This window comes from Streptomyces sp. 2A115 (genome assembly GCF_052245575.1).
Lineage (GTDB): Bacteria > Actinomycetota > Actinomycetes > Streptomycetales > Streptomycetaceae > Streptomyces.
In genome coordinates this window covers 1-13,480 of sequence record NZ_JBQQCG010000092.1, presented here as the reverse complement: position 1 = coordinate 13,480, position 13,480 = coordinate 1, and the positions used below count along the sequence as shown (strand labels likewise).

General features: G+C 69.2%; 11 protein-coding genes and 1 tRNA gene. 9 read left to right on the top strand and 3 right to left on the bottom strand.

Annotated features, from left to right (window positions below):
- Window positions 1-3 precede the first annotated feature (3 nt).
- Window positions 4-684 (top strand): AIM24 family protein, encoded by a 681-nt coding sequence (locus ACTWQR_RS46470; protein WP_363105606.1) that lies wholly within the window; start codon window positions 4-6, stop codon window positions 682-684.
- A gap of 18 nt (window positions 685-702) precedes the next feature.
- A complete protein-coding gene (locus ACTWQR_RS46465) occupies window positions 703-1,458 on the top strand; it encodes an AIM24 family protein (RefSeq protein ID WP_443233367.1) in 756 nt (251 codons plus the stop codon).
- Window positions 1,459-1,647: 189 nt separating this feature from the next.
- Here ACTWQR_RS46465 and ACTWQR_RS46460 read toward each other — a convergent pair whose 3' ends face one another.
- Both ACTWQR_RS46460 and ACTWQR_RS46455 read right to left on the bottom strand, forming a co-directional pair.
- A complete protein-coding gene (locus ACTWQR_RS46460; protein ID WP_443233366.1) occupies window positions 1,648-2,169 on the bottom strand; it encodes an NUDIX hydrolase in 522 nt (173 codons plus the stop codon).
- Window positions 2,166-3,593: a zinc-dependent metalloprotease gene (locus ACTWQR_RS46455; RefSeq protein ID WP_443233365.1), complete on the bottom strand. Its 1,428-nt coding sequence runs from the start codon at window positions 3,591-3,593 to the stop codon at window positions 2,166-2,168. Before ACTWQR_RS46455 ends, ACTWQR_RS46460 begins: the two co-directional genes overlap by 4 nt.
- A 193-nt stretch (window positions 3,594-3,786) precedes the next feature.
- On the opposite strand from ACTWQR_RS46455, the gene ACTWQR_RS46450 reads away from it, so the two are divergent.
- From ACTWQR_RS46450 to ACTWQR_RS46435, 4 genes are all read left to right on the top strand, one after another.
- Entirely contained in the window at window positions 3,787-4,950 is a 1,164-nt protein-coding gene (locus ACTWQR_RS46450) for an SDR family oxidoreductase (protein WP_443233364.1), read from the top strand.
- Window positions 4,951-5,250: 300 nt separating this feature from the next.
- Entirely contained in the window at window positions 5,251-5,712 is a 462-nt protein-coding gene (locus ACTWQR_RS46445) for a molybdenum cofactor biosynthesis protein MoaE (protein WP_443233363.1), read from the top strand.
- 149 nt (window positions 5,713-5,861) lie between these two features.
- A complete protein-coding gene (locus ACTWQR_RS46440) occupies window positions 5,862-6,050 on the top strand; it encodes a hypothetical protein (protein ID WP_443233362.1) in 189 nt (62 codons plus the stop codon).
- A 69-nt stretch (window positions 6,051-6,119) separates the two neighbouring features.
- Window positions 6,120-7,214 carry a YlbL family protein gene (locus ACTWQR_RS46435; RefSeq protein WP_443233361.1) on the top strand — a complete coding sequence of 365 codons (1,095 nt, stop codon included), beginning with the start codon at window positions 6,120-6,122 and terminating at the stop codon, window positions 7,212-7,214.
- Window positions 7,215-7,245: 31 nt separating this feature from the next.
- Here ACTWQR_RS46435 and ACTWQR_RS46430 read toward each other — a convergent pair whose 3' ends face one another.
- The gene (locus ACTWQR_RS46430) at window positions 7,246-7,803 is read right to left on the bottom strand and encodes a PPA1309 family protein (protein ID WP_443233360.1); all 558 of its coding nucleotides are present in this window, start codon (window positions 7,801-7,803) and stop codon (window positions 7,246-7,248) included.
- Between the two features lie 137 nt (window positions 7,804-7,940).
- Between ACTWQR_RS46430 and ACTWQR_RS46425 the strand changes: the two genes are divergently transcribed.
- The 3 genes from ACTWQR_RS46425 (at window position 7,941) to ACTWQR_RS46415 (ending at window position 13,073) form a co-directional block, all read left to right on the top strand.
- On the top strand, window positions 7,941-10,871 hold the full coding sequence (locus tag ACTWQR_RS46425; RefSeq protein ID WP_443233389.1) for a UPF0182 family membrane protein: 2,931 nt from the start codon (window positions 7,941-7,943) through the stop codon (window positions 10,869-10,871).
- Window positions 10,872-10,935: 64 nt separating this feature from the next.
- Window positions 10,936-11,009: transfer RNA gene (locus ACTWQR_RS46420), tRNA-Met, on the top strand.
- 240 nt (window positions 11,010-11,249) lie between these two features.
- Window positions 11,250-13,073, top strand: coding sequence for a sel1 repeat family protein (locus ACTWQR_RS46415; RefSeq protein ID WP_443233359.1), 1,824 nt, complete (start codon window positions 11,250-11,252; stop codon window positions 13,071-13,073).
- Window positions 13,074-13,480 lie beyond the last annotated feature (407 nt).

Sequence of the window (13,480 nt, the reverse complement as noted above, 5' to 3'; positions counted from 1 at the left end):
CCAATGAACCAGCAACTCGCGGGCTTCGCCCCGGCACCCGTTGCCGCACGCATGGAGAACCACGGCAACCACATGCTCAAGGTCGCCATGCAGACCGGAAACGACCTCCTCGCGCGCGTGGGGTCGATGGTCGCCTACGAAGGTTTCGTCCAGTACGAGCCCAATCCGCCGGCCGTGCGCCAGATCGCGCGCGACTGGGCCACCGGTGAGGGCGCACCCCTGATGAAGTGCTCCGGAGACGGCCTGCTCTACCTCTCCGACTACGGCGCGAACGTCGTCGTCATCAACCTCAACGGGGACGCGATCTCCGTCAACGCCACCAACCTGCTCGCCTTCGACGCGCACCTGACGTGGGGTGTCGAACGCGTCAAGGGACTGGCGAAGTTCGCCGGACAGGGCCTGTGGAACACCAAGATCTCCGGACAGGGCTGGGTCGCGCTGACCTCCCGGGGCAAGCCCATCGTCGTCGACTGCGGCGGCGGTGAGGACGAGACGTACGTCGACCCGGACGCGCTCGTCGCCTGGTCCCCGAACCTGAAGGTGAAGGGCAAGCGGAGCTTCAAGGCGCAGTCGCTGATCGGGCGGGGCAGCGGGGAGGCGTTCCAGATGGCCTTCTCCGGACAGGGCATCGTCGTCGTCCAGCCCAGCGAGGACAGTACCGATCGCCTTCGGGCGCGGGGCTGAGGGGGAGGGACACACATCATGCAGAGCCCGCTTTTCGCCTACAACGACCAGCAGTCCCAGGAGCGCTACAGCCTGCAGAACAAGCAGATGCTGCGCGTCGTCCTGGAGGGCCACGACGACGTGCTCGCCCGCAAGGGCACCATGGTCGCCTACCAGGGTCTTGTGGAGTTCGACGCCGAGTTCCAGAGTTCCGGTCAGCGGCGCTCGCGCGCACAGACCGGAGAGGGTCTTGACCTGATGCGCTGCCACGGGCAGGGCACTGTCTACCTGGCCAACCTCGCCCAGCACATCCATGTGGTCGATGTGGACCAGGACGGCCTCACCGTGGACAGCAGCTACGTCCTGGCGATGGACTCCTCGCTGCACCACGACGTGATCGCCGTGGACAGCCAGTACGGCATCTCCGGCTCCGGCAAGTACCAGCTCAACATCTCCGGGCGGGGCAAGGTCGCCTTGATGACGTCGGGCATGCCCCTGATGATGCAGGTCACGCCGGACCGGTACGTCAACTGCGACGCCGACGCCATCGTCGCCTGGTCGACGAGTCTGCGTGTACAGATGCAGGCCCAGACGCACTCCTCCGGAGTGTTCCGTCGGCGTGGCAATACCGGTGAGGGCTGGGAGCTCAGCTTCATGGGCCAGGGCTACGCGCTCGTCCAGCCCAGCGAGATGCTGCCGCCGCAGAACGTTGTGATCGGCCAGGGTGTGCGCGCCCAGTACGGCATGGGGCAGCAGGGCGCTCACGGCCAGAACCAGGGCAACGCCTGGAGCTAGGCGCTCCGCGGGAAGGGCGGTTCGACAGCTGCGGGCCGCCGTCCGTGGCTGGTCGCTCCCCCACTCTCGACTTCGCTCGAGCGGGGGGACCCCCATCGCGGCGGAGCCGCACAATTTCACAGCCCCGCGTCCCTGGAGGTGCGCGTGTGTAAGGGGCGGTCGCCACTGCGGCCGCCCCTTACCACTTCTTCAGAGCCTTGCGCGTGTTGCCTCCAGCAGCCGTACCACCGACGCGTCGGCCACCGCCGCCACCTCGTCGTACGCGAACCAGCGCAGGTCGAGCGATTCGTCGCTGATCTCCTGAACGGCTCCCGGTGCGGCCACGACCGCGTACTGGACGTCGAAATGGCAGTTGCACGGCGGCGGGATCGGATGCCGGTCGAGTCGTACGGGCCCTCCGTGGAGCAGCGTCAGTCCCGCGATGCCCGACTCCTCTGTGGCCTCACGCAGCGCCGCGCCCTGCAGACTGACGTCCTCCGGCTCACAGTGACCACCCATCTGGAGCCACATCCGCAGCTTCTTGTGGAGCGTCAGCAGCACCCTGCCGTGCTCAGGATCGATGACCAGAGCGCTCGCCGTGATGTGCCCGGCCGTGCAGGCCTTCCATATTCCGTCCGGATGGGCCTCCAGATGGTCCAGATACGCCTGGCGCAGCTCCTCCTGGTCCTCGTAGCCCTTCAGGACCAGGACGGCGTCGTCGTACAGGCTCACTGGTCGTCGTCGCCCTTGTCCTCGTCCTTCTTCAGGTTCGGCTTCTCGGCGGAGCCGTCCGCCGCCTCGCCGAGCATCTTGTCGAGCTCGGAGAAGTCCAGCTGCTCGCGGTGCACGAAGCCGTCCGGATCGTCCAGGTCGGAGGCGGTCGGCAGCATGTCCGGGTGCGCCCACAGGCCGTCGCGGCCGTCGACACCGCGCGCGTCCGTGAGGGAGGCCCACAGGCGCGAGGCGTCCCGCAGGCGGCGCGGGCGCAGCTCCAGGCCGATCAGCGTGGCGAAGGTCTGCTCGGCCGGGCCGCCCGTCGCACGGCGCCGGCGCAGCGTCTCACGCAGTGCGTCGGCGGACGACAGGCGCGGCTTGGCGGCCGCGTGCACCACCGCGTCCACCCAGCCCTCGACGAGCGCGAGCGCCGTCTCCAGACGGGCCAGCGCGGCCTTCTGCTCCGGCGTGTCCTCCGGCTGGAACATGCCCTGCTGGAGCGCCTGCTGCAGCTCCTCGGGGTTCTGCGGGTCGAACTGGCCGACCACGTCCTCCAGCTTCGCCGTGTCGACCTTGATCCCGCGCGCGTACCCCTCGACCGCACCGAACAGGTGCGAGCGCAGCCACGGCACGTGGGCGAAGAGCCGCTGGTGGGCAGCCTCGCGCAGGGCGAGGTAGAGCCGCACCTCCTCCTGGGCGATGCCCAGGTCCTTGCCGAACGACTCGATGTTCAGCGGCAGCAACGCGGCCCGGCCGGCCGGGCCGAGCGGCAGGCCGATGTCGGTCGAGCCGACGACCTCGCCCGCGAGCACGCCGACGGCCTGCCCGATCTGCGTACCGAACATGGCGCCGCCCATGGAGCGCATCATCCCGAGGAGCGGGCCCGCCATGGCCTGCATCTCCTCGGGCAGAACGTCACCCATGGCCGCGCCGACACGCTCGGCGACCGGGTCGACGAGCTCCTTCCACACCGGCAGGGTGGCCTCGACCCACTCCGCGCGGCTCCACGCCACCGCGGAACCGGCGCCGGACGGCAGAGACGTCGCGTCGTCCAGCCACAGGTCGGCCAGACGCACCGCCTCCTCGACCGCCGTACGCTCGGCCGGGCCGATGCTCGAGTCCTTCGTGCCGTCGCCGGTGCCCTGGGACACCGTCTGGCGGGCGATCTGCTTGGCCATGTCCCAGTTCACCGGGCCGCCCTCGTACGAGAGCATCTGGCCCAGCTGCTGGAACGCGGCGCCCAGGTCGTTGGGGTTCAGGGAACCGAACATGGCAGCGAGCGGATTGTCGCCACCGGGGCCTCCCGGTCCTCCGGGCAGCCCGAAACCGAACGGGTTGTCAGGTCCCTGACCACCACCGCTCTCCTGGTCCTTCTTCTTGCCCTCGTCGCCGTTCTCCGGCTCCTCCGGCGGAAGGCCGAATCCGAATGGGGTGTCACTCACGGGATTCCTCGGCTGTTAAGGCCGCCGGTTTCGGTCCGACGGCGGCTGCCCTACATCACCCCACCCAGCGTAGACACCACAGCCGGTTCGGGCCTCGGTGCTTCGCCGACTCTTGGGCTGCGGCAGGATGGATGCCACCTGGTACGTACGCGTTATGCGCGTTCTTACTGAAGACAACCGCTGGAGACGCCCGGTGAGTTCCCCAGATCCACAGGTTCGCGCAGCGCGAAACCCGTCAGCCCACCCGTCGCCCGACCACCGCCCCTCAACGGCGGCGCTGCGCGCCGGCGAGTCATCCGCCGTACGCGGCCCCGTCGTCGCGGTCACCGGTGCCGCGGCAGGCATCGGCGCGCTGCTCACCGAGCGGCTCGCCGCCAGCGACGAGATCAAGCAGGTCATCGCCATCGACGAGCGGCGCGGTGAGTGCGCGGCCGCCCAGTGGCACATCCTGGACGTCCGAGACCCGGCGATCGCCGAGAAGCTGCGCGGCGTGGACGTCGTGGTGCATCTGGCGCTCGATCTGGACCTGGAGACCGACTCGGCCGCGCGCACCGCGTACAACGTGCGCGGCACCCAGACCGTGCTCACCGCCTCGGCCGCCGCCGGGGTCCACCGCGTGGTGCTGTGCACCTCGACGATGGTCTACGGAGCGCTGCCGGACAACGAACTGCCCCTCTCGGAAGACGCCGAACTGCGGGCCACCGCGGAGGCCACGGGTGTCGGGGACCTCCTGGAGGTCGAGCGGCTCGCCCGGCGGGCGCCGCGCGCGCACCCCGGGCTCAACGTCACCGTCGTACGGCCCGCCATCCTTGTCGGAGGCACCGACACGGCCCTCACCCGGTACTTCGAGTCGCCCCGGCTGCTCGTCGTCGCCGGGTCACGGCCCGCCTGGCAGTTCTGTCACGTCGAGGACCTCTGCAGTGCTCTGGAGTACGCCGTCCTGGAGAAGGTCGACGGGGAGCTGGCCGTCGGCTGTGACGGGTGGCTGGAGCAGGAGGAGGTCGAGGAGCTCAGCGGGATCCGCCGGATGGAGCTGCCCTCGGCCGTTGCCCTGGGCGCCGCTGCCCGGCTTCACCGGATCGGGCTCACTCCGTCGCCGGCCGGTGACCTCGCCTACACGATGTATCCCTGGGTGGTCAGCGGAAGCCGGTTGCACGATGCCGGGTGGCGGCCGCAGTGGACCAACGAGGAGGTCCTCGCCCAGCTCCTGGAGGAGGTCGCCGGGCGGCATACCGTTGCCGGGCGGAGGCTCGGGCGGAAGGATGCCACCGCCGCGGGTGCCGCGGGGGCGACGGTTGCTCTGTTGGGTACGGCTGCGTTGGTGCGGCGGGCGCGGAAGGCTCGGCGGCGGATCTGAGGGCCGGGCGTTGTGGCTGGCGTCCAAGGGGTTCGCCCCCGCCGCCCCTACCCGTCCCATCCCTGGGGCTCCGCCCCAGACCCCGCCTGTCGGCCTGAACGGCCTCGTCCTCAAACGCCGGACGGGCTGGGTGGTGGGGGCCTGCCTCGCGCATGGGCCCAGTTCCTGACCCCGGTCCTGCTCCCGGCCCTGAGTCCTGGCTCTGAGTCCCGGTCCTGTAGAAGGCTCCAACGCTCCACGCACGCGTGCCGGGTGAAAACGCTATTTCGTGGTGTCGGTGAGGTGGGGCACGATGGGGGCATGGCACCCATGAACGACCACCCTGGTGAGCAGGCGGCTCAGGATCCCATCAAGCTGCTGGCGATCAGGGAAACGGCTCTCTCCTTGGACGAGGTCTTCCGTGCCGTCGGCGACGATGCCTCCGGAGGGACCGCTCTCTTCGTGGGGACCGTGCGCAACCACGACGGGGGAGCGGACGTCGACGCGCTGGGGTACTCGTGCCATCCCACTGCCGAGGCGGAGATGCGGCGGATCGCCGAGAAGGTCGCTGCCGAGTATCCGGTGCGGGCCCTGGCCGCTGTCCACCGGGTCGGTGATCTGCGGGTGGGTGATCTCGCGGTGGTCGTCGCAGTTTCCTGCCCGCACCGGGGTGAGGCATTCGAGGCCTGCCGCAAGCTGATCGACGACCTGAAGCACGAGGTTCCGATCTGGAAGCACCAGAAATTCTCCGACGGTACGGAGGAGTGGGTCGGGGCCTGTTGACCGGCCTCAGGGCCCCCATCCGACTCTCCGGTCACACCCGGCCACCGTTCCGGTTGCGTAACCCGACCCCTGCCGTGAGCGTTGAGCAGGCGGATGGTTAATCTGCTGATCAGTCAGTTGCGGTCGCTCAATGGGGTCGGGAGGTCGACATGGCGGCGCTCGCCTGGTTGCTGATTCCGCTTTTCGCCGGGATCGGTGCCGGACTGTGGGGCAGTTGGGTCGGTCGGAACCGCAAGACCATCGGGGACGGCACCGAGCTCGCGGGCTACACGCGCTTCCGCGAAGCCATGGAGAAGAAACCCACCGAGAAGTCGGTGGAGTCCCGCACGGACGCCTGACCGGCCCTCCGGATCCCGGACGGACGGCCCCGACGGTGCGCTGACAGGGTGGTCCCGTACTGTCGTTCCATGCCACGCCGCACCGCGACGATGCTCGCCTCCACCCTGATGCTGATCGCGCTCCTCTGCGCGGGAATCTTCATCGAAGTGCCGTATTCGGAGATGTCACCGGGTCCGACGGTGAACACGCTCGGCGAGCACGAGGGCGAGCCGGTGCTCCAGATCTCCGGCCGCAAGACGTACCCGGCGACCGGGAACCTCAACATGACGACGGTCCGGGTCACGAGCGCCGACTACAAGATGAACCTCGTCGAGGCCGTGTACGGCTGGCTGGCGCACGACAACAAGGTGGTCCCGCACGACACGCTCTACCCCGACGGCAAGACGGAGGAGCAGTCGACGCAGGAGAACGCCGAGGAGTTCAGCCAGTCCCAGGAGAGTGCCAAGGTCGCCGCCCTCAAGGAACTGAACATCCCGGTGAAGTCCTGGGTGATCGTCCAGTCGGTCCTCAAGGACTCCCCGGCCGAGGGCAAGCTCCACGCCGGTGACGTCATCAGGGCCGTGGACGGTACGACGGTCAAGGCGTTCGACGACGTCGCCAAGCTGGTCACCAAGCACAAGCCCGGCGAGCCGGTCGCCTTCACGATCGTGCCCGCCAAGGAGCAGGCGGCCGCCGAGAAGGAGAAGCGGACACCGACGGTCACCAAGGACATCACGATCACCACCGAGAAGTCCGACGACGAAGGTGAGGACCGTGCGATCGTCGGCATCTCGGCCGGCACCGACCACACGTTCCCGTTCACCATCGACATCAAGCTTGCCGACGTCGGCGGTCCCAGCGCCGGCCTCATGTTCGCCCTCGGCATCGTCGACAAGCTCACCGCCGGCGACCTCACCGGCGGCAAGTTCGTGGCCGGCACAGGCACCATCGACGACGACGGCAAGGTCGGTCCGATCGGCGGCATCGAAATGAAGACGGTCGGCGCCCGCGACAAGGGCGCCCAGTACTTCCTGACACCCAAGGACAACTGCGCGGCCGCCGCCCGTGACGTCCCCGAGGGACTCACCCTCGTCAAGGTCGACACCATCGACGACGCGATGAGTGCCCTCAAGGACATCCGCGGCGGCGACACCGCCGACCTGCCGAAGTGCACGAAGAGCTAGCTCACCGAGTCGGCTCACCGGCCCAGGCGGACTACTCCGAGAACGTCGCCGCCAGTGCCTCCGCCAGCCCAGGCACCAGGTCGGACCCGGTGAGCACCTCGGTAGCCGAGTCCTTCTCGCGCAGCCGCAGCGCCGACTCGCGCTGCCCGCCGCGCAGCACCGCGACGGTCATCCGGACCTCCTGGCGCTCCGGATGCTCGGCGACCCACTTCGCCAGCCGCTGCTCGTCGAGTCCCTGCGGTACGGACGCCTCCGCGGACGGCGGCAGCATCAGCCGCTCCACGGACAGGGCGCAGCCGACGACCGCGTCCGGCCAGGCGATGGTGCCGAGGAACTCGTCCAGCGGGCTGCCCGCCGGGAGTTCGTCCTGCTCGATGGGGGTGAGGGTGCCCTCGGGGGCGTCTTCGGTCAGACCGAGGCGGCTGGCGAGACCAGGTTCCTGGGAACGCAGTTGAACGGTGTCGACCAGTGCGAAAAGCCGGGCGGGCTGATCCCAGCCGAGCCCCGAAACGTACTCGTCGATCTCGAGGACGGCACGGGTGAGAGGCTCGGCCGCCATGGGGGTGCCTGAGGAGGCGGTGTTGGACATGGTCACAATCCTGCCTCGTTCGGCCCCCGAAGCGGGAACCGAGTAAAGCATCAGTAAGTTGCATAGTGGGGGGCCCGGCGCTCGCAGGGTCCCGAAGACCAACAGCGAACTTCGAGGTGCGCACCTTGGCTTTCCAGATGCCGGACCGCGGCGGAGGCCCGACGGGGCCACGGATCAGAATGGGCCGACCGTCCCGGCGCGTCCGGACGCTGCTCATGACACTGGGCGTCCTGGCCGTGCTGGCCATGGCGTTCGTCATGTTCGCGGGGTTCTGGACGGAATGGCTCTGGTATCGGTCCGTCAAGTACTCATCCGTCTTCACGACGACCCTGTGGACCAAGATCGGCCTGTTCTTCGTCTTCGGACTGCTGATGGCCCTGGCCGTCGGTGTGAACATCTGGCTGGCCCACCGGCTCAGGCCACCACTGAGCGCCATGTCGATGGAGCAGCAGAGTCTTGACCGCTACCGGATGGGCGTGGCCCCGTACAAGAAGTGGATCCTCCTGGGGATCACCTCCCTCGTCGGGCTGATCGCGGGTGCCTCCGCGGCGGGTCAGTGGCGTACGTGGCTGATGTGGGTGAACGGGGTGTCCTTCAACCAGAAGGACCCGCAGTTCAAACTCGACGTCTCCTTCTACGCCTTCGACCTGCCCTGGTACCGGTTCCTGCTGGGCTTCGGCTTCGCCGCCGCGATCCTCTCGGTGATCGCCGCCGCGCTGACCCACTACCTGTACGGCGGACTGCGCATCACCAGCCCCGGAGCGCGCGCCACGGCCGCGGCCACCGGGCATCTTTCGGTGCTGCTCGGCATCTTCGTCACGCTGAAGGCGGTCGCGTACTGGCTCGACCGGTACGGGCTCGCGGTGAAGTCCAGTGACTTCAAGGCGACGGGAAACTGGACGGGCCTCAGGTACGTCGACGCGAACGCGTACCTGCCGGCCAAGACGATCCTGTTCTGCATCGCGGTCATCTGCGCCCTGCTGTTCTTCGCCACCCTGTGGCGGCGCACCTGGCAGCTGCCCGTCATCGGCTTCGGCCTGATGGTGCTCTCGGCGATCCTCATCGGCGGCCTGTACCCGGCGATCGTCCAGAAGTTCCAGGTCCAGCCGAACGAGCAGGCCAAGGAAGCGCCGTACGTCGAGAAGAACCTCAAGGCGACCCGCGAGGCGTACGGCATCGACGGCACCCAGGTCACCGAGTACCCGGGGAGCAGCACCACCCAGGACAAGGCCACACTGCGCGACGACGCCAACGGTGCCGCGAGCATCCGGCTCCTGGACCCGAACGTCGTCTCGCCGACGTTCCAGCAGCTCCAGCAGGTGCGTAACTACTACGCCTTCCCGTCGAACCTGGACGTCGACCGCTACAGCAAGGACGGCAAGGACCAGGACACGGTCATCGGTCTGCGCGAGCTGAACCTCCAGGGCATTCCGAAGAACAACTGGATCAACGACCACTTCCGGTACACGCACGGATTCGGCGTGGTCGCGGCCAATGGCACCAACGCCGACGCCGAGGGCCGCCCGGAGTTCACCGAGTACGACCTGCCGTCCAAGGGCGACCTCGTGGAGGGGGAGTACCAGCAGCGGATCTACTACGGCGAGAAGACCAGCCAGTACTCGATCGTCGGTGGCCCGCAGAAGGAGATCGACTACTCCGACGACAGCGGCGAGAAGACGACCAGCTACAAGGGCAACAGCGGCGTCAACCTCTCCAACCCGGTCAACAGGGCCGCGTACGCGGTGGCGTTGAGCGAGCCGCAGATCCTCTACTCCGGTGCGATCGGAGAGGGCTCGCGGATCCTGTACAACCGCACGCCCAAGGAGCGCGTCGAGGCGGTCGCCCCGTGGCTGACCATCGACGGTGACGCCTACCCGGCGGTCGTCGACGGGAAGATCGAGTGGATCGTCGACGCGTACACGACCACCAACGGCTATCCGTACGCCTCTCGTACCACGCTCGGCGACACGACGGCCGACTCGCTGACCGCCGCCAACAACCAGCGCGCGGTGGTGGCCCAGCAGAACCAGGTCAACTACATCCGCAACTCGGTGAAGGCGACCGTCGACGCGTACACCGGCAAGGTCACGCTCTACGAGTGGGACAGCAAGGACCCGGTCCTGAAGACCTGGAAGAAGGCCTTCCCCGGGACGGTGAAGGCGAAGGCCGACATCCCGACGGCCCTCATCGACCACTTCCGTTACCCGCAGGACCTGTTCAAGGTCCAGCGCGAGCTGCTGACCCGCTACCACGTGAAGGACGCGGAGACGTTCCTCAGCGGCAGCGAGGTGTGGCAGGTCCCGGACGACCCGACCAACAGGTCGGGCAACGCCGTGCCGCCGTACTACCTGAGCATGAAGCTGCCAGGTGAGAAGTCCCAGGAGTTCTCACTGACGACGACGCTCACGCCGAACGGCCGGGACAACCTGAGCGCGTTCATGTCGGTCAACGCCGAAGCGAACACGAGCGAATACGGCAAGATCAGCATCCTCAAACTGCCCACCGGCAGAACGGTCGACGGGCCGAAACGGGTGCAGAGCCAGTTCAACTCCGAGCCATCCATCGCCGAGTCCATCAGGCTGCTGAGAGGCGGTGACTCGGAAGTCGAGTACGGCAACCTGCTCACGGTGCCGCTCGACGGAGGCCTGCTCTACGTGGAGCCCGTCTACGTACGCGGTGGTGGACTCAAGTACCCGCTGCTGCGGAAGGTGTTGGTGACCTACGGAGGCGCCACGGCCTTCGAGAACACGCTGGGCGAGGCGCTCGACAAGGTCTTCGGAGCCGAGGGAGCGACCGAGGAGCCACCGAGTGAGGGCGAGGAGCCCACACCGCCACCGAAGTCCGAGGACCCGACAGTCCAGCAAGCGCTCGACGACGCCCAGAAGGCCTTCGACGCGGGCCAGGAAGCCCTCACGAAGGGCGACTGGGAGGCGTACGGCAAGGCGCAGAAGGATCTGGAGGACGCGCTGAAGCGGGCCGAGGAAGCGCAGGCCAACGCCCCCCAGGGCAGCGGCGGTGGCGCCAACAACAGCGAGGAGAACAGCGGCGAGAGCGCCGACGGCGGCTGAGTGGCGTCACCGGCGGCTGAGTCAGGAACCCACCCCGCGCCGTGGTACGGTTGCAACACAACGGCGCGGGGTGGAGCAGCTCGGTAGCTCGCTGGGCTCATAACCCAGAGGTCGCAGGTTCAAATCCTGTCCCCGCTACTGAAATCGAAGGGCCCGGATCCTCCAAGGATCCGGGTCCTTCGGCGTGTACGGACGGTGTGCGGACCCTGTGCCTGTGTCCGTCGCTCACCAGTGCAGCTGTGGCGAAGGCCGCGCCACGAGGGGGGAGTTGGGAAAACTGTGTTTCACTTGTCTCTCTGTGGGCATGTCGACAAAACGCTGAAGTGACCTCACTGGCTGCGGTATACCAGGTGTACCCAGGTTGCAGGTGGTGCGACGATGGACGTTATGGGGGACAAGGCAACTCTGTTGGAGACAGGGCGGTTTGTGCAGCCTTCCGACTTTGTGCAGCCTTCCGACCGGGACGAGACCGGCGAGGCTGTCGAGGAGGCGCGTCAGCGGCTCGCCGCGGAAGCGGGCGACGCCGGGGCGATGAGCGTCCTCGGAGCCATGCTGCTCCGCCGCGGTGATCTCGACGGCGCCGAGCCTCAGCTGCGCGCTGCCACGGCGGCCGGAGACCGGGCCGCCGCCAACAATCTGGGTGTCCTCCTGCACCAGCGCGGCTACGCCGAAGAGGCCGCCGGATGGTGGCGCATCGCCGCCGTCGCCGGATCCGCGGCCGCCGCCCACGCGCTGGGCCGTCACCACCGCGAGCGTGGCGACGAGCCCGCCGCCGAGTACTGGCTGCGCCAGTCCGCCGAACAGGGACACGCCCTCGGAGCGTACGCGCTCGCCGACCTCCTGGAGCACCGCGGCGAGACCCGCGCCGAGGGGTGGATGCGGGCGGCCGCCGAGCGGGGGCACCGCGAGGCGGCGTACCGGCTCGCGCGGGCGCTCGACCGGCAAGCCGTACGGGCGGAAGAGACCGGCGACGGCGACGGTGTCGGTGCGTCCGCCGCAGCAGAGGCCGAGCAGTGGTACCGGCAGGCGGCCGCGCGCGGCCACCGGCGGGCCGCGCTGCACCTCGGCGCGATCCTGGAGAAGCGAGGGGAGCTCAAGGAGGCAGGGCGCTGGTATCTGACCTCCGCCAAGGACGGCGAGGCGCGGGCCGCCTGCGCGCTCGGGTTCCTGCTGCGCGACGCGGGCGACCCCGAGAGCGCCGCCGTGTGGTGGCTGCGGGCTGCCCAGGACGGCGACGGGAACGCCGCCAACGCGCTGGGCGCGCTGCACGCCCAGCGGGGCGAGACGCAGACCGCCGAGCGCTGGTACCGGGCCGCGATGGACGCAGGCGATGTGAACGGCGCGTACAACCTCGGGCTGCTCTGCGCCGAGCAGGGGCGGACCGCGCAGGCCGAGCAGTGGTACCGGCGTGCGGCGTACGCGGGGCACCGGGAGGCGGCGAACGCGCTGGCCATTCTGCTGCTCCAGGTCGGTGACGCGGCCGGGGCGGAGCCGTGGTTCTCCAAGGCCGCGGAGGCCGGCAGCGTGGATGCCGCGTTCAATCTCGGGATCCTGCATGCCGGGCGCGGCGAGGACGCGGCGGCGCTGCGGTGGTACGAGCGTGCCGCTGCCGCCGGGCACACCGAGGCCGCCCTCCAGGTCGGGATCGCGCGGCTCCGGGACGGGGACGAGCGGGCTGCCGAGCGGCATCTTCGGGGTGCCGCGGGTGGCGGTAGCGCGGAGGCGGCCTACCGGCTGGCCACCGTGCTCGATGCGCGGCGGGTGCCCGCGCCCGAGCATGAGCTCGGGGAGCCGGCCACCGAGAAGAGCGAGTGCGAGGAGTGGTACGAGCGGGCCGCGTCCCAGGGGCATCGGCGGGCTCAGGTGCGGGTGGGGATGTTCGCGTCCGCCCGGGGTGACGTCGTGGAGGCGGCTCGGTGGTACCGCGAGGCCGCGGAGGCCGGGTCCCGGAACGGGGCGTTCAATCTTGGGCTGCTGCTCGCTCGGGAGGGGAGTGAGCCGGAGGCTGCCCTGTGGTGGACTCGGGCCGCTGATGCGGGGCATGGGCGGGCGGCGTTGCGGCTCGCTCTCGTCTACGCGCGTCGGGGGGAGCTCGCGGAGGGGCAGCGGTGGGCTGATCGGGCTGTGTCGCTCGGGCCGGATGAGGTTTCGGAGCGGGCGGCTCGGTTGCGGGATGCGTTGCGGCAGGAATTGTCTGCGTGATGGTGGCGGCGGGGTGTTTTTCGCCCCCGCCGCCCCTACCCGTCCCGTCCCTGGGGGCTGCGCCCCCAGACCCCCGCTCATCGGCCTGGACGGCCTCGTCCTCAAACGCCGGACGGGCTGAGAGGTGCGGGCCCGAGCTGAAAACCTCGCGCCAAAGCCCCGTGCCGAGGCCTCGCGCCAAGGCTCCGCGCCAAAGCCCCGTGCCGAGGCCTCGCGCCAAGGCCTCGCGCCAAGGCCTCGCGCCAAGGCTCCGCGCCACGGCTCCGTGTCAAAGCCCCGCGCCAAGGCCGGGTGCCCGCCCCGCAGAAGCGATTTGCGCTGGTCGTGGCCTTGACGTAGTGTTCACTTCATCGACGCGGGGTGGAGCAGCTCGGTAGCTCGCTGGGCTCATAACCCAGAGGTCGCAG

Bases quoted from the DNA above. Each gene is read 5' to 3' on its own strand.
- ACTWQR_RS46470 (WP_363105606.1), top strand. From the start codon at position 4: ATGAACCAGCAACTCGCGGGCTTCGCCCCGGCACCCGTTGCCGCACGC.
- ACTWQR_RS46465 (WP_443233367.1), top strand. From the start codon at position 703: ATGCAGAGCCCGCTTTTCGCCTACAACGACCAGCAGTCCCAGGAGCGC.
- ACTWQR_RS46445 (WP_443233363.1), top strand. From the start codon at position 5,251: ATGGCACCCATGAACGACCACCCTGGTGAGCAGGCGGCTCAGGATCCC.
- ACTWQR_RS46440 (WP_443233362.1), top strand. From the start codon at position 5,862: ATGGCGGCGCTCGCCTGGTTGCTGATTCCGCTTTTCGCCGGGATCGGT.
- ACTWQR_RS46435 (WP_443233361.1), top strand. From the start codon at position 6,120: ATGCCACGCCGCACCGCGACGATGCTCGCCTCCACCCTGATGCTGATC.
- ACTWQR_RS46430 (WP_443233360.1), bottom strand. From the start codon at position 7,803: ATGTCCAACACCGCCTCCTCAGGCACCCCCATGGCGGCCGAGCCTCTC.
- ACTWQR_RS46425 (WP_443233389.1), top strand. From the start codon at position 7,941: ATGCCGGACCGCGGCGGAGGCCCGACGGGGCCACGGATCAGAATGGGC.
- ACTWQR_RS46415 (WP_443233359.1), top strand. From the start codon at position 11,250: ATGGACGTTATGGGGGACAAGGCAACTCTGTTGGAGACAGGGCGGTTT.